Annotated in this window: 12 protein-coding genes; 5 read left to right on the forward strand and 7 right to left on the reverse strand. The window is 54.1% G+C overall.

The window, feature by feature from the left end; translation table 11 throughout:
* Window positions 1-43: 43 nt before the first annotated feature.
* On the reverse strand, window positions 44-253 hold the full coding sequence (locus NQ012_RS06125; RefSeq protein WP_257066724.1) for a glycine zipper 2TM domain-containing protein: 210 nt from the start codon (window positions 251-253) through the stop codon (window positions 44-46).
* 159 nt (window positions 254-412) lie between these two features.
* Here NQ012_RS06125 and NQ012_RS06130 point away from each other — a divergent pair, with 159 nt between their 5' ends.
* Complete coding sequence (locus tag NQ012_RS06130; protein ID WP_257066725.1) at window positions 413-859, forward strand: CopD family copper resistance protein; 447 nt, start codon at window positions 413-415, stop codon at window positions 857-859.
* 195 nt (window positions 860-1,054) lie between these two features.
* Window positions 1,055-3,133, forward strand: a complete 2,079-nt coding sequence (gene metG, locus NQ012_RS06135) for a methionine--tRNA ligase (RefSeq protein WP_257066726.1) — start codon at window positions 1,055-1,057, stop codon at window positions 3,131-3,133.
* 505 nt (window positions 3,134-3,638) lie between these two features.
* Here metG and NQ012_RS06140 read toward each other — a convergent pair.
* From NQ012_RS06140 to NQ012_RS06160, 5 genes are all read right to left on the reverse strand, one after another.
* Complete coding sequence (locus NQ012_RS06140) at window positions 3,639-5,411, reverse strand: DUF262 domain-containing protein (RefSeq protein ID WP_257066727.1); 1,773 nt, start codon at window positions 5,409-5,411, stop codon at window positions 3,639-3,641.
* A gap of 259 nt (window positions 5,412-5,670) precedes the next feature.
* Window positions 5,671-6,261: a ribonuclease HII gene (gene rnhB, locus NQ012_RS06145; RefSeq protein ID WP_257066728.1), complete on the reverse strand. Its 591-nt coding sequence runs from the start codon at window positions 6,259-6,261 to the stop codon at window positions 5,671-5,673.
* Between the two features lie 11 nt (window positions 6,262-6,272).
* A complete protein-coding gene (lpxB, locus tag NQ012_RS06150; protein ID WP_257066729.1) occupies window positions 6,273-7,478 on the reverse strand; it encodes a lipid-A-disaccharide synthase in 1,206 nt (401 codons plus the stop codon).
* Window positions 7,479-7,725: 247 nt separating this feature from the next.
* Window positions 7,726-8,517 (reverse strand): class I SAM-dependent methyltransferase, encoded by a 792-nt coding sequence (locus NQ012_RS06155; RefSeq protein WP_257066730.1) that lies wholly within the window; start codon window positions 8,515-8,517, stop codon window positions 7,726-7,728.
* A gap of 146 nt (window positions 8,518-8,663) precedes the next feature.
* The gene (locus NQ012_RS06160) at window positions 8,664-9,269 is read right to left on the reverse strand and encodes a YdcF family protein (RefSeq protein ID WP_257066731.1); all 606 of its coding nucleotides are present in this window, start codon (window positions 9,267-9,269) and stop codon (window positions 8,664-8,666) included.
* A 367-nt stretch (window positions 9,270-9,636) separates the two neighbouring features.
* Between NQ012_RS06160 and pncC the strand changes: the two genes are divergently transcribed.
* A complete protein-coding gene (pncC, locus tag NQ012_RS06165; RefSeq protein WP_257066732.1) occupies window positions 9,637-10,110 on the forward strand; it encodes a nicotinamide-nucleotide amidase in 474 nt (157 codons plus the stop codon).
* Between the two features lie 536 nt (window positions 10,111-10,646).
* Here pncC and NQ012_RS13145 read toward each other — a convergent pair.
* A complete protein-coding gene (locus tag NQ012_RS13145; protein ID WP_373566641.1) occupies window positions 10,647-10,829 on the reverse strand; it encodes an IS3 family transposase in 183 nt (60 codons plus the stop codon).
* A 173-nt stretch (window positions 10,830-11,002) separates the two neighbouring features.
* Between NQ012_RS13145 and NQ012_RS06170 the strand changes: the two genes are divergently transcribed.
* Both NQ012_RS06170 and NQ012_RS06175 read left to right on the forward strand, forming a co-directional pair.
* Window positions 11,003-12,760, forward strand: coding sequence for a ShlB/FhaC/HecB family hemolysin secretion/activation protein (locus NQ012_RS06170; RefSeq protein ID WP_257066733.1), 1,758 nt, complete (start codon window positions 11,003-11,005; stop codon window positions 12,758-12,760).
* Window positions 12,761-12,837: 77 nt separating this feature from the next.
* Window positions 12,838-15,898, forward strand: a 3,061-nt coding sequence (locus NQ012_RS06175; protein WP_257066734.1) for a two-partner secretion domain-containing protein, incomplete at its 3' end; no start/stop codon positions are given.

A 15,898-nucleotide genomic window follows, 5' to 3' on the forward strand; every position in this document is an offset into this window, starting at 1 on the left:
TGAAACATTTTCAGACGGCCTCTTGTTAAGGCAAACGGCCGGATTAGCGGCGGTTTATCTGACTGCCGATTACGCCGCCCAAGGCTGCGCCGCCGAGGGTGGAACCGGTGTCGCCGCCGATCAGATTGCCGGCTACGCCGCCGATAACGGCGCCGGTGGCGGTGTTGCGTTGGGTACGGCTCATGCTTTCGCAGGCGGTGAGCGAACCGGCAACGGCCAGCAGGGCGATGGCTTTAACGATGGTTGATTTCATGGTGTCCTCCTTAAAAAAGGTGTTATATTGCGGGAAAGCCCCGTAAAAGGGCGGGATTCCCTGTTAAGAGCGTTCGCAGTATGGCATAGGCTGCGGGTAACGGCGTATCGGCAGGGGTAAAGAGTTTTAAAACTGAGCAAGAGTTTGAAATTATATTTTATGAGCGTTTATTCTGTTGCACATATCATACATTTGTTCTGCGCCATTGTTTTTGTGGGCGGCGTTTTCTTTGAAACTTTGGTTTTGTCGGCCATACACAGCAAGGATGTGCCGAGGGAAGCGCGGAAATCGGTAGAAAAAGCCATTATGCGGCGCGCCGTGCGGGTGATGCCGTGGGTGGTGGGCGGTGTGTTTTTGTCGGGGCTGACGATGGCGCACCGCTATGCCGCCGCTTTTGCCGCACCGTTTGCCGCGCCGTTCAACACCCAGTTGTGTTTGAAGGTGTTGCTGGCGTTCGGGGTGTTGGCGCACTTTCTGATTGCCGTTACCAAAATGCGGCGCGGCACGCTCACGGCGGCGTGGTCGAAATATATCCATTTGGCGGTGTTTTGCCAGATGGTGATGATTGTGCTGCTGGCGAAAACCATGTTTTATGTGGCTTGGTAGGCGGGTGGTGTAAGGTGGAAAGGCCGTCTGAAAACAGCGGCGCGGGCAGTTCGATGATTTCGATTTGCGGGTGGCCGGCGGTGATGCGGCGATAGTATTCGAGGCCGTCTGAAAAACTTTTCAGACGGCCTTTTGCACAGTTTATACGCTATAATCCCACACTTTGATAAATTCCCGTTTTTTCAAGCACAAACCATGACCCAACGCAAAATCCTCGTTACCTCCGCCCTGCCGTATGCCAACGGCAGCATCCACTTAGGCCACATGGTCGAACACATCCAAACCGACATCTGGGTGCGCTTTCAAAAACTGCGCGGCCACCAATGCCACTACTGCTGCGCCGACGACACCCACGGCACCCCCATCATGCTGGCGGCCGAAAAACAAAACCTCACCCCCGAAGAGCTGATTGAAAAAGTGCACGCCGAGCATCTGGCCGACTTCACCGGCTTTTATATCGGCTACGACAATTATTACTCCACCCACTCGCCTGAAAACAAACAGCTTTCCGAGCAAATCTATCTTGCCCTCAAAGCGAACGGCAAAATCGAAAGCCGCACCATCGAGCAGCTGTTCGACCCCGAAAAACAAATGTTCCTACCCGACCGCTTCGTCAAAGGCGAATGCCCCAAATGCCACGCCAAAGACCAATACGGCGACAACTGCGAAGTGTGCGGCACCACCTATTCGCCCACCGAGCTGATTAACCCTTATTCCGCCGTATCCGGCGCCACGCCCGTATTAAAAGAATCCGAACACTTCTTCTTCAAACTCGGCGAATGCGCCGACTACCTGAAACAATGGACTTCGGGCAGCACCACACTTTCAGACGGCCGCGTACAGCAACACTTGCAGCCCGAAGCGCTCAACAAAATGAAAGAATGGCTGCACCCCGACGAAAACGGCGAAGGCGGCTTATCCGACTGGGATATTTCCCGCGACGCTCCCTATTTCGGCTTCGAAATCCCCGGCGCGCCCGGCAAATACTTCTATGTGTGGCTCGATGCGCCCGTCGGCTACATGGCCTCGTTCAAAAACCTGTGCAGCCGCATCGGCCTCGATTACGACGAATACTTCCAAGCCGGCAGCCAAACCGAGATGTACCACTTTATCGGCAAAGACATCCTCTATTTCCACGCCCTGTTCTGGCCCGCCATGCTCGAATTTTCCGGCCACCGCGCGCCCACCGGCGTGTTCGCCCACGGCTTTTTAACCGTTGACGGCCAAAAAATGTCCAAATCGCGCGGCACCTTCATCACCGCCCGCTCCTATCTCGACGGCGGCCTCAACCCCGAATGGATGCGCTACTACATCGCCGCCAAACTCAACAGCCGCATCGAAGACATCGATTTGAACCTGAACGACTTCATCGCCCGCGTCAACAGCGATTTGGTCGGCAAATACGTCAACATCGCCGCCCGCGCTGCCGGCTTTATCGCCAAACGCTTCGAAGGCCGTCTGAAAAACGTTGCCGGCAGCGAATTACTGGCCAAACTCGCCGCACAATCCGAAGCCATCGCCGCCGACTACGAAACCCGCGAATACGCCAAAGCCCTGCGCGAAATCATGGCGCTGGCCGACATCGTTAACGAATACGTTGATGCCAACAAACCGTGGGAGCTGGCCAAACAAGAAGGCCAAGACGAACGCCTGCACCAAGTGTGCAGCGAACTCATCAACGCCTTCGCCATGCTCACCGCCTACCTCGCGCCCGTGTTGCCCAAAGTGGCCGAAAACGCCGCCCGATTCCTCAACCTGCCTAAAATTACCTGGGCCAACACCCGCGAAACCCTAGGCGAACACACCATCAATAAATACGAACACCTGATGCAACGAGTGGAGCAAAAACAAGTGGACGACTTAATCGAAGCCAACAAACAAAGCATTCAGACGGCCTCTGCCGCACCGGCAGCCGAAACCAGCCAATACACGCCCGTCGCCGAACAGGCCAGTTTCGACGACTTTATGAAAATCGACATGCGCGTGGCCAAAGTGCTCAACTGCCAAGCCGTAGAAGGCAGCACCAAACTGTTGAAATTCGACCTCGACTTCGGCTTCGAACAGCGCGTGATTTTCTCCGGCATCGCCGCCAGCTACCCCAACCCCGCTGAACTCAACGGCCGCATGGTAATCGCCGTCGCCAACTTCGCCCCGCGTAAAATGGCCAAATTCGGCGTATCCGAAGGCATGATCCTGTCCGCTGCCACCGCCGACGGCAAACTGAAGCTCTTGGATGTGGACGCCGGCGCACAGCCGGGGGATAAGGTGGGCTAACACCTGCATTAGTGTGATAATGAAAAAAGGCCGTCTGAAAAACTTTCAGACGGCTTTCGCATCATATTCGGGCTTGAACCGAATATCTTATTGTTTCAAAAAACAGCCGGGTAGCTCGGATACTTGTATCCGACAAAACAGGGGTAAGGCCGCCTGAAACAGTAGGTTGGGTCAAAGACCCAACAAAAACTTCAAGCAAATTATCATGTTGGGTTTTCAACCCAACCTACGCTTGCTGTTTTTCAGTGGTGTAGCCGCGCATACGGGTGGTATGGGTTATGTGAGCTGCCGCGGATTGTTTTTTGTTTCAACATGTTTGATAAAAACATAGAGAAAAAGGACGTCTGAAATAAATTGTTTAGACAGGTCTTGAGAGTAATGGGTTGCTCCACCACAAACTAACGCGTGCGTGCCTTTGGGCACACACCCTACACCTGAAATCGGCAAGCATTGAATCGGCGGTAGGGTGTGTGGCGTAGCCACGCACGCGGTGGGGGTATGCAGGCTACGCTTGCTTAACAGACTCATAAAATTTATTTGCTAAATACTTAGATCTATTTGTAATATGACATTTAGTAAATTCAGAAGAGTGTGTGTTTAAAAAATCTCTCATAGTAGAGAATTGCGATTTCTCGTAAATATTGAATTTCTGTTTAATATCTTGAGCATCGCATTTCCCATTTAAATTGTTTTCCAAAATGCATAAATTGCCGATATTTAATGCCTCTGGAATGGCTGAGTCTTTACTTTCAGGAATAATATGCTCAATACTCGCGGTGTTGGCTACCATTAAGTTTTTTGAAAAAATACGTTCTAATTCATATATAGCATATTTTGTAACTTGATTATCATCCTTTTTCACCTTATCCCTATTTGAAAATTCTAACTTGGTGAATTTTTCAGTAAATTCTTGCTCTGATGGTAATATTTTTTTTAATTTTTCTATTAAGTCATCTATTATTTTTCTAGAGTCATTGACTGATTGAGAATCTGTCAGAGCGACCGCAAAGGCTGCATATTTAGATTCTAAGGTATTTGCTCTTTTTGAGCACAATGCACTATAAATAAAGTGAAATTTAGGTAAAAAGGTAATTATTTTTTTAAAATCTGAGATGTGTATCAATTTTTCTTCTTTCTTTCTAAAAATAGCTAAAAGTGCAACCCTACACTGTCTAATTTTAAAGTTATTTAAAGCAGTCAGTGAGTCAATAATAAATGTAGATTGTTTTTGATTTTTATAGTCATTAGTTAGATTTGGAGAGGATATTTTTTTGTATATTTCTGCATTAGTTATTAGTTGGTCTAAGAAGTTCTCATATTCTTCTTTGGATACGTTGTTTAGGAATTGATCATATAAATCTATATTATTCATTCTTTTATATTTTGATAGCCAAAAGTGGCGATAGAAGATAGAGAATTCAATTCGAACTCTTTCATTTAGATGTGATTTAATTCTTTTCCATTTGCCAATTGCATAATCTTTTGGCTGTACGGTTGTAACATATTTAAAAATTTCATTCTTTATTAAATCAATGGGTTCAAGTTTTTTTCCTTTTGAGTTTAATATTTCGAATATTAAATTAGCACTTTCTTTATCTGTTGTTGAGACGCAAACAACTTGGCTATTTAACAAAAAATCTCGAACTTGCTTTAACTTCGTTATATAGTTTTGATTGTGTAATTTATTATCTTTCCCTAGTAATAAATTTAAATTCATATCTATACTGCTAGATGATAAATATGAGCTGAAAAATTTAATAGCATCTAGGATGCGCTGAGTTTCTTCATCTGGAGCTTCTTTAATTTTTACAACGTCATCAATAGTAATATTTATATCTTGAACATTTTCTTTAAAAAAATCATCGGTAGTGTCATTCTGTAATAGGGTAATTTTTTCTCCGTCATCAGTAGTTTTAATGATATATTCCCAAATGAGTTCTGACAATTTTTCTTCTGAGCAGGATTTTAGGAGTTTTCCAATAGTAGATAATAAAATAGTGGCGGTAGTAATTCGCTGTTGTCCATCGATGATCTCTAAAGTACCATTTGATCCATTAATATTTCCTGCAACAAGAATAGTTCCAAAAAAGTAGTCGGATTTAGGGTTTTGCGTATCTGTTGTATTGTTTAATTTTGAGTTGGAAAGAAGATCTTCCAAAAATTCGCGAGTGTGCTCATTTTCCCAAGTATAATCTCTCTGGAAACGGGGAATTAATAATTGATTAAAATTGGTGCCTAATAAATCTCTAAAAGTTTTTGTAGTGAAATCAAAATTCATTTTATTTATCCTTGAATGTTATATTAAAAATATATACTATATTAAAAGGATTTTTGAAGATTGTTGGAAAATATTTTCCAAATACCTTTCTGTATAACTTCCCTTAATCTCTATTATTTCACATGGGGTTACCTAGAGCAATAATCTTATCCCCGCCATTGTCTCTCGACCACAATTTCGCAGCGTAAATTATGTTCAATAATCACAATCAAGTTGCCTTTCAGACGGCCTGAAACCTTTATTGCCCTTATCCAAGCACTCACCCAAACAACTTACCCTGCGCCAATACGGCTCTCACCGGCGCAAAATCGCGGCGGTGTTCGGGCAGGGCGCCGAATTCGGCGAGGGCGGCGAGGTGGGCGGCGGTGCCGTAGCCTTTGTGTTTGTCGAAGCCGTATTGCGGGTAACGCGCGGCTAGGGCATACATTTCAGCGTCGCGTGCGGTTTTGGCGAGCACGGAGGCGGCGGAGATTTCGATGATTTTGCTGTCGCCTTTCACCACGGCTTCGGCGGCAATGCCCAAGTTTTTCGGCACGCGGTTGCCGTCTATCAGCACTTTCTGCGGCGGCACGGCCAAGCTTTGCACGGCGCGGGTCATGGCGAGCAGGGTGGCGTGCAGGATATTGAGTTCGGCGATTTCCTGCACATCGGCGCTGGCCACGCTCCAGGCGACGGCCTGCGCTTTGATTTGTGCGGCCAATTCGTTGCGTTTTTTTTCGCTGAGTTTTTTGGAATCGGTGAGGCCGGGCAGGTTATGGCTGGGCGGCAGAATCACGGCGGCGGCAAATACGCTGCCCGCCAAGGGGCCGCGCCCGGCTTCGTCGACGCCGGCGGTGAGAACGGTGTTCATGCGGTTATCTTTCAGACGGCCTCGGGTGCGGCTTCGGGCACGGCGGCGGTAATGCCTGCTTCGGCCAGCACGGCGCCGGCGGCCAGCGCGTCGGTGTCTTTCTGCAAAAGCCGGTGGAGGTTGAGAAAATCCTGCTGCAAGGCGGCGACATCTTGCGGCGATTCATACCATTCGGCCACGGCGGCGGCCAGTTTGGCGGGGGTGGCGTCGTCTTGCAGCAGTTCGGGCACGGCGCCTTTGCCGAGCAGGATATTGGGCAGCCCCACATGGGGCACGTTGATTTTGCGTTTCACATAGGCGTAGGTGAGCGGCGAGATTTTATAGCTGATAACCATGGGCCGTTTGCACAGCGCCACTTCCAGCGTGGCGGTGCCGCTGGTAACCAGCACCACGTCGGCGGCGGTGCAGGCCAAATCGGCGTGCGCGCTCATCAGTTGAATGGGCAGGCCGATAAATTCGCCTTGGTGCAGAATCGAAATCAGGCGGCTGCGGGTGGCCACGGTGGCCACGGGCAGCAGGAAGCGGGCGGAGGGGTAGCGTTGCAGCAGCAGGCGGGCGGTGCGGAAGAATATCGGCGCCATATAGTCGATTTCGCTCACGCGGCTGCCGGGCATCAGGCAGAACACGGGTTTCCACGGTTCGATTTTCATGTGCCGGCGCGCGGCATCGCGGTCGGCATCGAGCGGCAGGGTTTGCGCCAGCGGGTGGCCGACAAACTCGGCCTGCCCGCCCGCTTCTTGATAAAGCTGCGGTTCCATCGGAAACAGGCACAGCACGCGGTTGACTTGTTCCACAATGGTGTTGACCCGTTCGCGCCGCCACGCCCACACCGAGGGGCTGACGTAGTGCACGGTGGGAATGCCTGCTTTTTTGAGTTTTTCAGCCACGCCGAGGTTGAAGTCGGGCGCGTCGATGCCCACGAACACGTCGGGGCGGATGCGTTTGAGGTCGCGCACCAGGCCGCGGCGGATTTTCAGGATTTCGGGCAGGCGCTTCACCACTTCGGCAAAGCCGCGCACGGCCAGTTTTTCTTGGTCGTAAAGGCTTTGGAAGCCCTTTGCCAGCATACGCGGCCCGCCGATGCCGACGAAATGCGCCTGCGGGCAGCACTGCTTGATGGCGGCCATCAGGTGCGCGCCGAGCAGGTCGCCGGAGGCTTCGCCGGCGCACAGGGCGATGGTGAGGGGGCGGTTGGCGGGCGGTTGGTGGGAAGTCATAAATAAAACAATGAAATATAGAGCAGGCGGTATTGTACCGAAATTTATCAAACCGCCGTGGGATTTTGCCCCAGCGGTAGGTCTGTATGATAAGAGAGAGACAGGCCGCCGAAAGTTTCAGACGGCCTTGAGATATTTTTGCAGGGTATCAGGCCGTCTGAAACTTTCGGCAGACAGGTTGAAAAAAGGCCATGCCGGAGTATGACGGAACGGTTATCAAACAAGTGGTTTTGCCATACCGCCGCCATCAGCGCGGTTTCGGGTAAAACAGAATCTCGCTTTCGCCTGCGGGCAGCTGCCGCTTTTTAATTGCGTGACCGTACACGGTTTCGAGGGTAGCGGTGAGGGTTCCGCCGTCGGCGAACATCCGATTGACGGCGGCACGGGCGGCGGCTTCGTCGCTGAAATCCAGCGAAGCCCACAGACCGAGGGTTTCCATATCCTGCCAAAAAGTTTCGGGGCGGCGGTAGGAAAGCTCGAGTTTGGCGGTGTCCATTACAGGGTCGTAAAAGCCGTGGTGGAACAGCATGTCGCCCAAATCGTGCATATCGAAAAACATCGGCGTGTTAACGGTGATGCCCGCTTCTTTCAGACGGCCTGTCAAACCGTTCAGGCTGTCGATGCCGAAATGGGTGAAAAACAGCAGGCCGTCGGGCTTCAACGCGCGCGCCCAGTTTTCAAAAACCGGCACGGGTTCGCGCGCGGTAATCAGCCCTAGATTGGACCACAACATATCGGCCGCCGCTTCGGGCAGCGGTTCGGTAAGGCTTTGGCAGTGTTGCGGCACGGTTTTGCCGGTGAGTTTCTGCCATAAACCGGTTTTGCGTGCATCGGCGGCCGCTTGCAGAAAATCGGCGCGCGGGTCGTATTCGGCAAACGCGGCTTTGGGGTAGCGTGCGGCGAGCAGGCGGCGGCTTTCGTCGGCATCGGCGCCCACCAGCACAATCTGCTGCGGAGTGTTGCGCACCAGTTGCAGGCGTTCGTCGGTATTGCGGGCGAGCAGGCGGTGGACGGCCCAGCGGTCGGATGTGTTCGTCATTTATTTGTTAGGTTCGGCAAAGATTTCAGGCCGTCTGAAAGCTTTTCAGACGGCCTGATCGAATCAATATAGGCCGGTGTTGAAAACCGTTATTTTACCCGAAACCCGAAGCAACCGGTTTGCCGATAAGTGCTTGGCGGTTCGGTTTATTCGGGTTTCACGGAGGCTTTCACCCAAGCCAGGCTTTCGCGCACGATTTTGCGCGAGTAATCCAGTGTTTTTTCATCGCAGTCGTCTATGCCCGAATAAATCTGTAGGTTTTTTTCATGGCCCCATTGCTTGTCGGCCAGCCAGCGCGCCCGTTTGAGGTGGTAGTCGGCACTGACGATGATGATGTTGCTGTTGTTGGTGAGCGGAATCGAGCTGAACAAAATGTTTTCGTAAGTGTTTTCCGATTTGCCTTCGGTGGCGATGCGCGATTCGGGCACGCCCAGCTCGATGGCGATGGCTTTCATATGGCGGGCTTCGTTGCTGCCGTCGCTGTCGGTGCCGCCGCTCACCACCAGTTTGGGCACTTTGCCCGCATGATAGAGGTCGGCGGCGGCGGCCACGCGCGAACGCAGGCAGGGGTTGGGGCGGCCGTTTTTGTTGACGGCGTTGCCCAACACCAACACGGCATCGGCGGGTTGGATTTCTTCGATGGTGATGCGGCGGGCGGATACCGCCGAAACATACACCCAAATCAGCAGCAGAAACCAGCACAAGGCCAGCGCCACAGGCAGATAGAGCAACATATAGCGTTTTTTGTTCATATTATTCAGATGGTTGTGTGGCAGGGTTTGGGATGTCGGAGTGCGCGCCGCGTGTGTTTTTTGCTGACGGCGGCAGGCTGGTACCCGGCAAGCCGCACTTTACCGCAAGTTACTGCGGTATAAAGGCAACAAACCAAAATCTATGTAAAAAATAATCTGAAAGCGCAATAAACGGGCAATAAAATTGCCGAACGGAATAAAATAAGGAATGCGCGGTTGATAAAACGGTTTAAAATATAGCCAAACAAAATAAAAACGCCACGGTGCCGGCCTGCCTTGAGTGCCGCCGCACGGCTTTTAAGTTTCTTTTTATTTCGTTTGGCTATACCATATGAATAAAATACAGTTCAATGAAAGTTATCCGCTCATGAACCCCACCTTATCCGCCTTAACCGCCCGCCTGAACGAGCGCGGGCAAACCGTAACCTGCGCCGAATCGTGCACCGGCGGCCTGCTGGCAGCCGAACTCACCCGCTTGCCGGGCAGCTCGGCATGGTTTCACACCGGCTTTATCACATACAGCAACGAAGCCAAGCAGCAGCTTTTGGGCGTGAAAAGCAACACGCTTGATTTTTACGGCGCGGTGAGCGAGGAAACCGTGCGCGAAATGGCACTCGGGGCACTGATTGCCGCCAAGGCCGACTATGCCTTGAGTATTTCCGGTATTGCCGGGCCGGAGGGCGGCAGCGAGGCCAAACCCGTCGGCACGGTGTGGTTCGGGCTGGCCACCAAGCAGCGCATTTGGGCGCAGCGCGCGTTTTTCGAGGGCGACCGCGACAGCATACGCGGGCAGGCCGTGCAGTTTGCGCTGGCGTTTTTGAAAAACAAAATGATAGGTTAGGCGTTGGGGCATAAGAATAAAAGGCCGAGACCTTTGCAAAATTCAACACCACCTGAAAAATCTGAATTCCGTCATTAGCTTCGCAAGTCCGCTGCGCTCCCGCGTAGGCGGGAATCCAGACACTTGGCATCCAAGTATTTGTTTAATCAATACTTCAATATTTCCATCTGGATTCCTGTCTACGCGGGGGCGCAGCGGACTTGCGAAGCTAATGACGGGATTTAAGCATTTCAGACGGCCTTAAGGTATTTTTGCAAAGGTCTCAGGTGTGGGAAAAGGTCGGGTTGATTACACTTTTTATGCCAAACGACTTTTGTTTTTTTGCTGGAATGATGGTTTCGTGATTTTTGAGCATTCTCAAGAACGATGCGGCTTCGCCGTGCCTTTCGGTATTCTTGACAACCCTCAAAAATCCCAAAATGGGTCTTCAAGCAAAAAGCGAAAAGTGTAAACAACGCTGGAATTTTCTACATCCTCTCAGGCCGTCTGAAAAAGTTTGAACTGCCCCCAACACTTGGACAAGTTAAGAATCTTTCTCAAATAGTCTGTTTAAGCCGGGTTCTGCAGCCGACAGGATTCGGCTTTTTTAAGTTTAAACTAATCCGTTCATGATTGTAGTAATGTATGTAATCATCTGTTACCGCTGCCAGCTCCGCCACCGACAGCGCACCTTCCTGATAGAAGCTTTCCGTTTTCAGTGTAGTGAAGAAACTCTCCATCGGCGCATTGTCCTATTCTGAATTTAAGCCACTGTATCAACCGCCGGTTTTTCCGACGCGCCGGTATCCGATTCCATTCGGTTGCTTTAAAATCCGCCCGTCATTTATATATGCTTTTGTTGTATGCAAATGGTTAAATTGGTTTGAATTAACCATTTGCATACAACTTCATCATGAGCCTGCGTTCCCCGTTCCGTTTATATTTTCCCGCCTTCTGCATCACTTCTGCCGTTGCCCCGGTGCTGGCCGACGATCTGCCGGCTGCCGTTATCGAGCAGCGCCAATCGGTGCAGGAAGCGCAGCGGCAGCAGCAGCTGCAGCAGCTTCAGCCGCAGCCCGATGTGCGTTTGGACGCCCCGCCGGTGCAGGCGGTGCAGGCATTGCCGCAAGGAGAAACGCCGTGTTTCGCCGTTAACCGCATCAGCCTTGAGGGTGACGAAGCCGGCCGTTTCGGGTTTGCATTGGCGCAGGCGTTGGAGCGGTCGGGTTTTGAAGCGGGCATGTGCTTGGGCGCGCAGGGCATCAACCATATCATGACGTTGGCGCAAAACGCCCTGATTGGGCGGGGCTACACCACCACCCGTATTTTGGCGGCGCCGCAGGATTTGAACGAAGGTGCGCTGGTGCTGACGGTGGTGCCGGGGCGTATCCGCGAAATCCGTGTCGATACGGCCGACGTGGTGCACACCCATGCCGATCGGATAGTGTCGTTTCAAAACGAATTTCCGGCAGCGGCGGGCGATATTCTGAATCTTCGCGATTTGGAGCAGGGTTTGGAAAACCTCAAGCGTATTCCCACGGCCGAGGCGGATATCCGCATTGTTCCGGCGGATAAGCCGTCTGAAAGCGATGTGGTAGTAGTGTGGCGGCAGCGGGAAGTGCCGTTTCGGGTGAGCGTGGGTGTGGACGACAGCGGCAGCAAGGCTACCGGCAAATATCAGGGCAGCATCACGTTGTCGGCAGATAACCCGCTCGGGCTGAGCGATTTGTTTTATGCATCATATAACCGTGATTTGGGGCACAAAGCATCGTATACCGATGCCGAAGGGCGGCATACCGGCAGCGGCACCAACGGCTACAACCTGCATTATTCGGTTCCGTTCGGTTACTGGCAGGCATTTTGGAACCACAGTTATTACCGCTATCACCAAGCTGTGGCGGGTGATTCGCAAAACTACGACTACAACGGCAAGAGCTATACCAGCGAGGCAGGGCTGAGCCGCCTGCTTTACCGCGATGCGCGCCGTAAAACCCATATAACGGCCAAACTGTGGCAGCGCGAATCAGAAAGTTTCATCGATGATGCGCCGATTGAAGTGCAGCACCGCCGCACCGCAGGCTGGGCAGTGGGTGTAACGCATAAAGAATACCTCGGGCAGGCCACACTCGATTTCGGCATCAACTACAAACGCGGCACCGGCCGCAACCGCAGCCTGAAGGCACCCGAAGAAGCGTTTGGAGAAGGCGTTTCGCGTGCGGAAATACTCAATGCCGACGTCGGTTTGAATCTGCCGTTTGCTTTGGGCCGGCAGCTGTTTGCCTACGACACGCAAGCGCATATGCAGTGGAGCCGCAAGCCGCTGGTGCCGCAAGACAGGCTGGCTATCGGCAACCGCTATACCGTGCGCGGTTTTGACGGCGAAACGGTGTTGTCGGCCGAGCGCGGCTGGTATTGGCGCAACGATTGGTCGTGGCAGTATCTGCCAACCCATCAGGTTTACCTGGCAGCTGATGCAGGGCGCGTATCCGGCCCTTCGGCGCAGTATCTTGCCGGGCAAACATTGGTTGGTGCGGCAATAGGTTTGAAAGGTCAGGTAAAGGCAGGCGGCAACCTTTCCTACAACCTGTTTGCAGGCAAGCCGCTTAAAAAACCGGCGCGCTTCCAAACCGCTTCCGCCACCTACGGTTTCAACCTGAACTATTCGTTTTAATTAATTTCAAGGCCGTCTGAAAAGAAAATCTTTTTTCAGACGGCCTGCTGCGTTTATCAAGTTATAAGGACCCAGCCATGAACAAAACCCTCTACCGAGTGATTTTCAACGCGCACAAAGGCTGCCTGACGGCGGTGCCGGAATATGCCGCCCGCCGGGGCAAGAGCACGGCAGACAAGCCGTCGGCAGGCGGGGTGCGGTTCGGTATCGGCAGGCTGGCCTTCTCGATTATGGCGGCAACCGGGGCGGCGGCGGTGCTGCCTGCGCAGGCATCCGACATCAGGGCCGACCGCAACGCGCCCGCCGGCCAACAGCCCACGGTATTGCAAACCGCCAACGGTCTGCCGCAGGTGAATATCCAAACCCCGAGCGCGGCGGGGGTGTCGGTAAACCAATACCGGCAATTCGACGTTTCGCAGCGCGGCGCGGTTTTGAACAACAGCCGCGGCAACGTGCAGACGCGGCTGGGCGGGTGGATACAGGGCAACCCGTGGCTGGCGGGCGGCGAAGCGCGCATTATTGTGAACCAGGTAAACAGCGCCGCCCCTTCCCGGCTCAACGGCTACATCGAAACCGCCGGCCGACGCGCCGAAGTGGTGGTGGCCAACCCCGCGGGCATACAGATAAACGGCGGCGGCTTTATCAATGCGGCGGGGGTAACCTTAACCACCGGCAAACCGTTGTTTGACAACGGCTCGCTGAGCGGCTTTCAAGTGCGTGGGGGCGGTATTGCGGTGAATGGCGCCGGACTGGATACATCCGATGCCGACTACACCCGCATTCTTGCCCGCGCCGCCGAAATCAACGCCGGCGTGTGGGCGCAAGATTTAAGCGTGGTATCGGGCGGCAACGATATAGCCGCCGACGGCAAATACCGCGCCGTTTCAGACGGCGGATCCGCAGCGGCGGTTATCGACACCGGCAGGCTGGGCGGGATGTATGCCGGCAAGATTACCCTGATTGCAACCGGCACGGGCGCAGCCGTCAACAACGCCGGGCAGCTGTATGCCGCCGCCGGCGGGGTAACGCTCAGTGCCGATGGCAGAATCGGTAACAGCGGCAGCATCATCAGCGCGGGGAGTGCGGCCGTTGGCACCGGCGCGTTTGCCAACAGCAGCAGCCTTTCTGCACAGCAAGATGCCCGCATTCAGACGGCCACGCTGGAAAACAGCGGTTTGATTGCATCGGCGGGCGAAACCGTTATCCGCAACGGCGGCGGGTTGGAGAACAGTGGCAGGATTAACGCCAACCGCCTCGATATCGAAACAGGCCGTCTGAACAACAGCGGCGGCATCAGTCAGAGCGGGCAGCAAAACCTGAATGTCAGCGCCAGAGGCGTAGAGAACCGCGGCCTAATCGGCAGCACACCCGCCGACGGCGGCAACACGGGCGGCGCAACGGGCGGGCAAAACACCCCCGCCGCTCCGGGCGGCGGCAGCACAAACGGCGGCACCCCCACCGCCCCGGCAGTACCCGCCGCCGCCGGCAACCTTGCCGTTTCAGACGGCCTCACCAACAGCGGCAGCATATCGGCCAACGGCCTCACCAACCTCAACGTGGCCGGTGCGTTTAACAACCGCCAAGACATCAGCCTCGGCAGCTTTCTGCAGAAAAGTGGCGATTTCGACAACAGCGGCCGCTTCTATGCCGCCGATGCCGCCATCGAGGCAGGCAGTATCCGCAACAGCGGCAGCCTCACCGCTGCCTCGGGCAGCGCGACCGCCCGTACGCTGGCCAACAGCGGCGAAATAGCCGCCGGCAGCCTGAGCATAGCCGCCGCGCTCACCAACCAAAACCGCATCACCACACAAAGCCTGAACATCAGCGGCGATATCCGCAACAGCGGCACTATTGCCGCCGACGATTTGGCGGTTAACGCCCGGCAGCTCGACAACCGCAGCGGCAGCATTCACGGCAGCGGCAGCGTTGATCTTGCCGTTTCAGACGGCCTCGACAACAGCGCAGGCGGCATCACCGCGGGCGGCAGCCTCAAAGTGCACGACCGTCAGGCGCAGAGCCTCGCCGTTCTCAACACCGGCGGCCGCATTCTGGCCGGTGCCGACCTGGGCATAGAAGCCAAATCCTTAACCAACGACGGCACCACCGGAGCCAACCGCGACACCGTTATCAAACTGTATGACAGCTTCCACAACAGCTGCACGCTCGAATCCGGCCGTCTGCTGAGCATAGAGAGCAGCGGCGACATCACCAACAGCGGCACCCTGCGCGGCGGCGGCGCGCTGTATGTGAACGCCGCCGGCATTCACAACAGCGGCACAGCCGAATCCGGCGGCGACACCCGCCTGAATGCCCGCGGCACTTTGGCCAACAGCGGTCTCATCAACAGCAACGGCCTCACCGCCGCCGTTGCCGGCCATATCGACAACATCGGCCGCCTATACGGCGACTGGGTGGCATTGGGCGGAGAGCGGCTCAGCAACCGCGAAAGCGCCGACGGCAAGGCAGGAGTGGTTGCCGCACGGCAGCATCTGGCGGTGGGGGTGGCAGACATCCGCAATCAGGAAGGCGCCATTCTCAGCAGCGAAGGCACGTTGGCGATAGGCGGCCGTCTGAACGAAGCCCGGCAGGCCGAGGGGATGGCGCAGAGGTTGGTGAACAGCAGCGCGAAGATAGAAGCCAAAGGCAGCGGCCGCATTGCAGCGGCGTATCTGGTTAACGAAGATCCGCATTTGAAAGTGGAAGAATATCTGGCGGAGCAGAAAGATGTGGTCAGCTACACCCGGGTGGGCGAGGCCGAGCCATTCTTTGTCGAAGGCAGAGACGGAACGGTCAAATGGGAGAAGCACGATGTCAATCTGTTTCCCCATCAGGGCGGCAACATCCACTACCACAAATACGCCGTCGAACAGCTGCGCCGCAACACCTACACGCAAAACACCTACCGCCAGCGCATTATCGAAAGCCGGCCGGCCGAAATTCTGATCGGCGGCGATCTGCATATCAGCGGCGAAAACTGGCAAAACAAAGACGGCAACATTCTGGTGGGCGGCACCTTATCGGGCAACGGCAACGGGTTGCCGAAAAACGAGCCGACCCAAGCGGTGGTGCGGGTGGAGAACGACGGCCATTCGCGCCGGGGCAGCTACGACAAACACGGCTGGGGAAAACGCCACATCG

It is taken from the genome of Neisseria dentiae (assembly GCF_024580525.1).
Lineage (GTDB): Bacteria > Pseudomonadota > Gammaproteobacteria > Burkholderiales > Neisseriaceae > Neisseria > Neisseria dentiae_A.

What these genes read in the sequence shown, in the direction of transcription:
- NQ012_RS06125 (WP_257066724.1), bottom strand. Translation starts at nt 253, where the DNA reads ATGAAATCAACCATCGTTAAAGCCATCGCCCTGCTGGCCGTTGCCGGT.
- NQ012_RS06130 (WP_257066725.1), top strand. Translation starts at nt 413, where the DNA reads ATGAGCGTTTATTCTGTTGCACATATCATACATTTGTTCTGCGCCATT.
- metG (WP_257066726.1), top strand. Translation starts at nt 1,055, where the DNA reads ATGACCCAACGCAAAATCCTCGTTACCTCCGCCCTGCCGTATGCCAAC.
- NQ012_RS06140 (WP_257066727.1), bottom strand. Translation starts at nt 5,411, where the DNA reads ATGAATTTTGATTTCACTACAAAAACTTTTAGAGATTTATTAGGCACC.
- rnhB (WP_257066728.1), bottom strand. Translation starts at nt 6,261, where the DNA reads ATGAACACCGTTCTCACCGCCGGCGTCGACGAAGCCGGGCGCGGCCCC.
- lpxB (WP_257066729.1), bottom strand. Translation starts at nt 7,478, where the DNA reads ATGACTTCCCACCAACCGCCCGCCAACCGCCCCCTCACCATCGCCCTG.
- NQ012_RS06155 (WP_257066730.1), bottom strand. Translation starts at nt 8,517, where the DNA reads ATGACGAACACATCCGACCGCTGGGCCGTCCACCGCCTGCTCGCCCGC.
- NQ012_RS06160 (WP_257066731.1), bottom strand. Translation starts at nt 9,269, where the DNA reads ATGAACAAAAAACGCTATATGTTGCTCTATCTGCCTGTGGCGCTGGCC.
- pncC (WP_257066732.1), top strand. Translation starts at nt 9,637, where the DNA reads ATGAACCCCACCTTATCCGCCTTAACCGCCCGCCTGAACGAGCGCGGG.
- NQ012_RS13145 (WP_373566641.1), bottom strand. Translation starts at nt 10,829, where the DNA reads ATGGAGAGTTTCTTCACTACACTGAAAACGGAAAGCTTCTATCAGGAA.
- NQ012_RS06170 (WP_257066733.1), top strand. Translation starts at nt 11,003, where the DNA reads ATGAGCCTGCGTTCCCCGTTCCGTTTATATTTTCCCGCCTTCTGCATC.